The organism is Photobacterium indicum (assembly GCF_003026215.1).
Classification (GTDB): domain Bacteria; phylum Pseudomonadota; class Gammaproteobacteria; order Enterobacterales; family Vibrionaceae; genus Photobacterium; species Photobacterium indicum.
Map to the genome: position 1 here is coordinate 79,148 of NZ_PYOC01000018.1, position 6,000 is coordinate 85,147.

The window sequence follows — 6,000 nt, forward strand, 5'->3', positions numbered from 1 at the left end:
ATTAAATTTTCCTTAACAATGACAATAATAACTAAGAAGGGACAGTATGAACATTGCGTTGAAGCAATTGAAAGTCTTCGTCACCGTCGCACAAGAACGTACTATTACGGCAGCAGCTGACAAACTGTTTTTGTCTAAACCTGCGGTCAGCATGGCGTTATCGGAGCTCGAAAAACAACTCGACCATAAATTGTTTGATCGCAATAATAATCGTCTTATCATTAATGAACAAGGCAAGCGATTGCTTCCTCTAGCCGATGAATTACTGTCGCGTAGTCATTCCATTGAAAATTTATTTGATCAAACAGGCCCCGTCACAGGTAACCTGAAAATTGGCTCGAGTGATACGGTGGGCAACCAAATTACCCCATTTTTACTGAGAGATTTTCGCGAAAGCTCACAACACTATGATCAATCACTGTTTATCTCTAATACTGCACATATTTGTCACAAACTGAGTGAGTTTGAACTCGATATCGGTTTAGTCGAAGGTAAAGTACAGCAAAATGATCTTGTGACTGAACCTTGGCTCGATGATGAAATGGTTGTAGTTTGCCACCCAAGTCACCCGTTAACCTTGATTAATAACCTTCGCTTAGTCGATTTAGAAAATTCTGAGTGGGTACTAAGAGAACCAGGGTCAGGCACGCGTGAGTTTTTCTTAAATCGCATATCACCTCGATTGGAAAAATGGCATCAAGCGTTTGAACTCAACACCACAGAAGCGATCATCAATTGTGTAGCGGCAAATTTAGGTATCACTTGCCTATCAAAGTTAGCCATTCAACATGCCGTGAACGACAACCGGTTGGTGATTCTTGAATTACCCTTAGATATGCGTCGTCAATATTGGTTACTTTTTCATAAAGAAAAATACCAAAGCCCACTTCTTAAACTATTTCTGAATTTTTGCCAGAAGTGGGATTTAAAACGGTAGATCTAACCTAGGATTCTCTATATCCGGTTGTCACCGCAACTGAACGAAATGATCTGGCTGATCTGAGACAATGGACGGCCAGTTTCTTGCTGCCAATCATTAAACGCTTGTTGTGTGGCTAATAATGACTTTTGAGTATCTCGTCCCCCGTCAATAACCCCTGTATTGCGTAGATAAGACTCCATATCTTGAGTCAATAAAAACGTATCTTTACCCATTACACGCAATGTATAAGGGCCAGTATTTCCACCAAGACGTTTGCCATTTTTTTTCATGTAACGCCATAAGCCAATAATGTCACTTTCCGGCCAGTCAGCGACCATTGCCGCAAAAGAACCATACTCAAGTGCTGCCTCATGGATCATTTGTGCATTCGCGGGAATAGTCATAACTTTGGTAAGATGGCGAATAATCGCAGGATCAGTCGCTTTTCGTTCCCACATATCTGTTGGCATCAGCAGCATTTTTTCAATATTAAACTGAAAAAAGACCTCTTCGAAATTTGGCCACTTACTGCGTACCACTTTCCAACTAATACCGCATTGAAACACCTTCTGTGAAAACGCAGCTAACCATCGATCATCAGGAATTGTTTTAATTTCTTGAGCGCTTAAAGGGACTGACAGTAAACTTTCCAGTTCATCATCCCCCCCTTTTCTTTCAGACGCTCGAGTATAAATTTGAGCAAATTTCTCTTTCACCATCACATTAACACGCTTATCACTGGACAGAAGACGTCATAGTACTGTATAAGCAGCCAGTAAATCAATTTCTGGAGAGGGTGACCATGGCTGTTATCGTCAAATATGTAGTTGAGCGCAACGGAGAAGAAAAGATGACTTTCACCTCTAAGTCCGAAGCTGACGCATACGACAAAATGCTTGATATGGCTGATGAAATGTTTACTTTGCTTGGTGCTAGTGAACTTTTTGAAGATGAAGCTAAACAAGAAGAATTATCATTGTTCTTAGCGCAAAAGCGTGAAGAAGTCTTGATTGCTCTAGGTGCTAAAAAAGCAAAACCAGCACCTAAGAAGAAAGCTGAATCAGCTAAGGTTGTTGAAGAACAATCACAAGATGAAGCTGCTTAATCATTAATCATGACTTCAGAGGCAAAAAATCACTTAGCTTAAACCTTTACTTTTTTATTGCCTCTTAATGAATAAACCTCCTGTCTAGGGGGTTTTTTTATGCATATCCAAATATTTTCTTACCATTAATCACGTCATATTGATGTCATTTTTGACTGATTGCTTATTCAGCCCTTCTATATCGCTTCAACTGTCTTTATGATGGTTTTAACGTAATTCAAATTTATACTAACTCAGCGACGAGCTTTTTAATGATCGAACCGATCCTGCTCTGAAAACATTTGAAATGGAGAACAATTAATAATGGCTAGCTTTTCAATTGCCTTAGGTACTGCGACTAAAAACCGTGACGGAAAAATCATTGAAGCATTTTTCCCAACACCTGCGCTTAACCCTTCAGAAGAACTTGTTAAAGCAGTCGCTGCCGTAGTTTCTTATAAAGAAGGCAACCAGTCTATCGAAGTGACTCCAGCTCAATGTGCTGATCTTGCAGTTGCATTTGAAGCTGCCGGTGATGAAAAAAGCGCGCAATTTGCAGCGAAAGCATCACAATCTTCACAGACATTGGTTCTTGTAATTCTAGCGACAGATACAGCGCCAACATCTGTTTCTGAAGGCTTCTTAAAGCTTCAACTTATCTCGCACCGCCTAGTAAAACCTCATGGCGTAGTACTTGATGGCATCTTCGGCCTGCTACATAACATCGCATGGACCAATAAAGGACCTATCGATTTACCAGAGCTTGCAGAACGTCAAATGGATGCACGCTTGAATGGTGAAGTTATCATCGTCGATTGTGTCGATAAATTCCCTAAAATGGTTGATTACATCGTACCTACTGGTATTCGTATTGCTGATACTTCTCGTGTTCGTTTAGGCGCACATGTTGGTGAAGGCACAACGGTAATGCATGAAGGCTTCATCAACTTCAATGCCGGTACAACTGGTGTGAGCATGGTTGAAGGTCGTATTTCTGCTGGCGTAATGGTTGGCGAAGGCTCTGATATTGGCGGCGGCGCTTCTATCATGGGTACGTTGTCTGGTGGCGGTAAGATGGTTATCTCTATCGGCGAAAACTGCCTATTAGGCGCAAACGCGGGCTTGGGCTTCCCAATGGGCGATCGTTGTACTATTGAATCTGGTCTGTATGTAACAGCGGGTACTAAAGTACGCATGCTTGATAACGAAGGCAAAGAAGTTGAAATCGCCAAAGCACGCGATCTTGCAGGTAAAGCTGATCTACTGTTCCGTCGTAACTCAATCACCGGTCAGATTGAATGTTTGACGAATAAGTCTGCGGTTGAGCTTAACAGCGAACTTCACAGCAATAACTAAGCAAATTGCTTAGTAGATATGTGAATATCACGCATTAAAAAGGCTACCTCGGTAGCCTTTTTTATCACTAACTGAGGGAGTGAAACTCAGTATCCACGTTCAATCACACTGTAGCTACTGCGCCCTTGTTTCGGGGCAGCACAATCATCGGGGTAACCTTGATTAATCACTGTTGTCACAGTTTTCCTTCCTGAACAGTAATCGAACCGCCCTTTAAGGTAACCGGCTCGGTAAGATTCATATTCAGTTTCCGATAACGCACCAAGATCATTTAGTTTTTTCGCATTTAATTCACGATAACCTTGCTCACCATGATAAGTACCAAGCTGCTGCCACTCTTTATTTTCAGATAGATCTGCTTCGTACTGAGCAGCACAACCAGACAAGATGATCAGGACAATAAACACCATTAACCTCACCATACTTATTTCCTCAACCTATGACGTTTCATTTCCAGCTACTGATAGTAGTATCATTAGGTAAGTATGGTTCAGTGTCTCTATTTCGGATTAATTTAATGCGGCAGCTGCTTGTTTACCACTTTCGCTTTTTGCACCAATACGCACCAGTATCAGCCCCAAGCTTGCTGCAACTAACAATACCAAGCCTAAATGCCACGCTTGGCTCATACCTAATCGCAGTAAAAAACCACTGATCAATGATGCAAATACCATTTGGCAAGCTCCAGATAAGGCGGAAACCGTCCCTGCTCGGCTGCCATATGGAATCAATAACATTGACTGTGCACACGGAAAAGCCATGCCATTTGCCATCGCTAGTAAGAAGTGACCCGCACTGATCCACTGTGGAGTCATTGGAGAAAATAACAGTACAATTCCTGCAATTAAATGAAGAAAAGGCGCAATCTGCAACACTTTTTGCGTGCCGAAAATTGGACGTATTCGCTGGCATAACAAGCCACCAGAAAGCATCCCGAATGCAGGAATCATCGCCCATAGTGCGTACTGTTCAGAGCTCATGCCGATTTGTACTTGCATAATAAACGGCATTAACGAGATCGAAATCACCACTAATGAAAAGTTGATCCAGCCGATCCCTGCAAAACTAAGAAAGTGGCGCTCACGCATCAACGAGAAATAAGACACCACCAATTTACCGACAGATTCAGGTTTATTGGTTTGATTAAGCGTTTCCGTAAAGGCAAATAACAGCACAAGCCAAATCAAGCCGATATAGGCTAACAAAATGATAAAGACCGTTAACCAACCCCAATAATGATTAACTAGCCCACCAATTACTGGCGCAACAATGGGTGTAAAAGCAGCAACAATAGCGACCCATGTCATCGCTTTCACAAAATTTTGATTTTGATAGGAATCACGCAAAGTGGCTCTTGCTAACACAGCAACACTACCCGCCCCCAAGCCTTGAATAAAGCGTCCAGCTAATAGCCATGAAAATGAATCGGCATGCGTAACAGCAAGAATTAAACCGAGCAGGGCAATTAATAAGCCTGACAATAAAATAGGTCGACGACCAAACACATCTGAAAGTGGGCCATATACTAATTGAGAAGGACCAAAACCCAGAAGATAAACAGAGACTAATAATTGGGCTTGATCAGCACTGACATTTAGATCTTGTGCGATCCAAGGTAAGGATGGGAATACTAACCCTAGGCTTAACTGTCCAATGCTGACAATTAAACACGCTAGTAATAAAGGTTTCCAGTTGAACCTTTCCATGTTTCTCCTAATTTATACGATGTACCCTCCATTATGCACCTTATTAACAAAACGATAAGCAGCGTAAAAATAAGGCATAATTTCCCACTAGGAATGAATGCCTTGTTTAAACATTAGTGCTTTTTAATTGTATATGTCAGTGGGTTTTTAAGTGAAAACTTACTGCCTGTAGTTTCAGCTTTACGCTGCTTCATTCCCAGTAATACTTCTTTCTGTACACGTATAATAGAGAAGAAACGGATAACCATAAAGGCAATGAAGATCGGCATAATGAACTGTGCTATAGGCGCAGATTTCAGCACTAAATCATTGATTAGCCATACAGCAATCATCAATAACATAATGAAAAAAGAGTGAGGCTTCAGAACAATTTTAACTTCGTCTTCATTTTCTGTTCTCTCATAAAAAAACTTCATGCATGTACCTATTTATTGGATCTTAGAAATTGCCCTAACATTCTCATACTCATCCAGCTGGTGACAAGTGCTTAATGAACTCTATTTCAAGTCAGTTGTAACAATTCATTGAAAGCACAGTAAAGCGTGTGAGTGTTAGTACAAGAGAATGTCTACTCAGTGCTAGTTCCCATTTTCTATAGACGTAAAAAAGCCCTAATCTTTCCTGCTCTACCTTAAAGAGGGGGGCTTCTTCAATAATGGCTACGTTAACGGGACTTTCTATCTACCTCAAAAGCAGCGCGTCCCTCGGTGTGATAGGCCGCTAAGCTCTACAATAAAAAGCCTAACTAACTGAACTACCACTTCGCAGTGTCTATTCAGTTCTAATTTTCATTTTCTATAGACGTAAAAAAGCCCTAATCTTTCGATTAGGGCTTCTTCAATAATGGCGGAGTGGACGGGACTCGAACCCGCGACCCCCGGCGTGACAGGCCGGTATTCTAACCAACTGAACTACCACTCCGCAGTGTCTAT

General features: G+C 41.4%; 7 protein-coding genes and 1 tRNA gene. 3 read left to right on the forward strand and 5 right to left on the reverse strand.

The window, feature by feature from the left end:
* Positions 1 to 46 precede the first annotated feature (46 nt).
* Positions 47 to 937: a LysR family transcriptional regulator gene (locus C9J47_RS25650; protein ID WP_107256738.1), complete on the forward strand. Its 891-nt coding sequence runs from the start codon at positions 47 to 49 to the stop codon at positions 935 to 937.
* Between the two features lie 17 nt (positions 938 to 954).
* On the opposite strand, the gene C9J47_RS25655 is transcribed toward C9J47_RS25650, so the two are convergent.
* Positions 955 to 1,641 carry a DNA-3-methyladenine glycosylase I gene (locus C9J47_RS25655; RefSeq protein ID WP_107256741.1) on the reverse strand — a complete coding sequence of 229 codons (687 nt, stop codon included), beginning with the start codon at positions 1,639 to 1,641 and terminating at the stop codon, positions 955 to 957.
* A gap of 83 nt (positions 1,642 to 1,724) precedes the next feature.
* Here C9J47_RS25655 and C9J47_RS25660 point away from each other — a divergent pair, with 83 nt between their 5' ends.
* Entirely contained in the window at positions 1,725 to 2,027 is a 303-nt protein-coding gene (locus C9J47_RS25660; protein ID WP_107256743.1) for a YebG family protein, read from the forward strand.
* A 303-nt stretch (positions 2,028 to 2,330) separates the two neighbouring features.
* Positions 2,331 to 3,362, forward strand: coding sequence for a 2,3,4,5-tetrahydropyridine-2,6-dicarboxylate N-succinyltransferase (dapD, locus tag C9J47_RS25665; RefSeq protein WP_107256747.1), 1,032 nt, complete (start codon positions 2,331 to 2,333; stop codon positions 3,360 to 3,362).
* Positions 3,363 to 3,448: 86 nt separating this feature from the next.
* Here dapD and C9J47_RS25670 read toward each other — a convergent pair whose 3' ends face one another.
* The 4 genes from C9J47_RS25670 to C9J47_RS25685 form a co-directional block, all read right to left on the reverse strand.
* Positions 3,449 to 3,772 (reverse strand): DUF2799 domain-containing protein, encoded by a 324-nt coding sequence (locus C9J47_RS25670; RefSeq protein ID WP_245903631.1) that lies wholly within the window; start codon positions 3,770 to 3,772, stop codon positions 3,449 to 3,451.
* 99 nt (positions 3,773 to 3,871) lie between these two features.
* Positions 3,872 to 5,068 carry a multidrug effflux MFS transporter gene (locus C9J47_RS25675; RefSeq protein ID WP_107256751.1) on the reverse strand — a complete coding sequence of 399 codons (1,197 nt, stop codon included), beginning with the start codon at positions 5,066 to 5,068 and terminating at the stop codon, positions 3,872 to 3,874.
* 113 nt (positions 5,069 to 5,181) lie between these two features.
* The gene (locus C9J47_RS25680; RefSeq protein WP_006232622.1) at positions 5,182 to 5,484 is read right to left on the reverse strand and encodes a hypothetical protein; all 303 of its coding nucleotides are present in this window, start codon (positions 5,482 to 5,484) and stop codon (positions 5,182 to 5,184) included.
* A gap of 428 nt (positions 5,485 to 5,912) precedes the next feature.
* A tRNA-Asp gene (locus C9J47_RS25685) sits at positions 5,913 to 5,989 on the reverse strand.
* Between the last annotated feature and the right edge of the window lie 11 nt (positions 5,990 to 6,000).

What these genes read in the sequence shown, in the direction of transcription:
- C9J47_RS25680 (WP_006232622.1), bottom strand. Translation starts at nt 5,484, where the DNA reads ATGAAGTTTTTTTATGAGAGAACAGAAAATGAAGACGAAGTTAAAATT.
- C9J47_RS25670 (WP_245903631.1), bottom strand. Translation starts at nt 3,772, where the DNA reads ATGGTGTTTATTGTCCTGATCATCTTGTCTGGTTGTGCTGCTCAGTAC.
- C9J47_RS25675 (WP_107256751.1), bottom strand. Translation starts at nt 5,068, where the DNA reads ATGGAAAGGTTCAACTGGAAACCTTTATTACTAGCGTGTTTAATTGTC.
- dapD (WP_107256747.1), top strand. Translation starts at nt 2,331, where the DNA reads ATGGCTAGCTTTTCAATTGCCTTAGGTACTGCGACTAAAAACCGTGAC.
- C9J47_RS25660 (WP_107256743.1), top strand. Translation starts at nt 1,725, where the DNA reads ATGGCTGTTATCGTCAAATATGTAGTTGAGCGCAACGGAGAAGAAAAG.
- C9J47_RS25655 (WP_107256741.1), bottom strand. Translation starts at nt 1,641, where the DNA reads ATGGTGAAAGAGAAATTTGCTCAAATTTATACTCGAGCGTCTGAAAGA.
- C9J47_RS25650 (WP_107256738.1), top strand. Translation starts at nt 47, where the DNA reads ATGAACATTGCGTTGAAGCAATTGAAAGTCTTCGTCACCGTCGCACAA.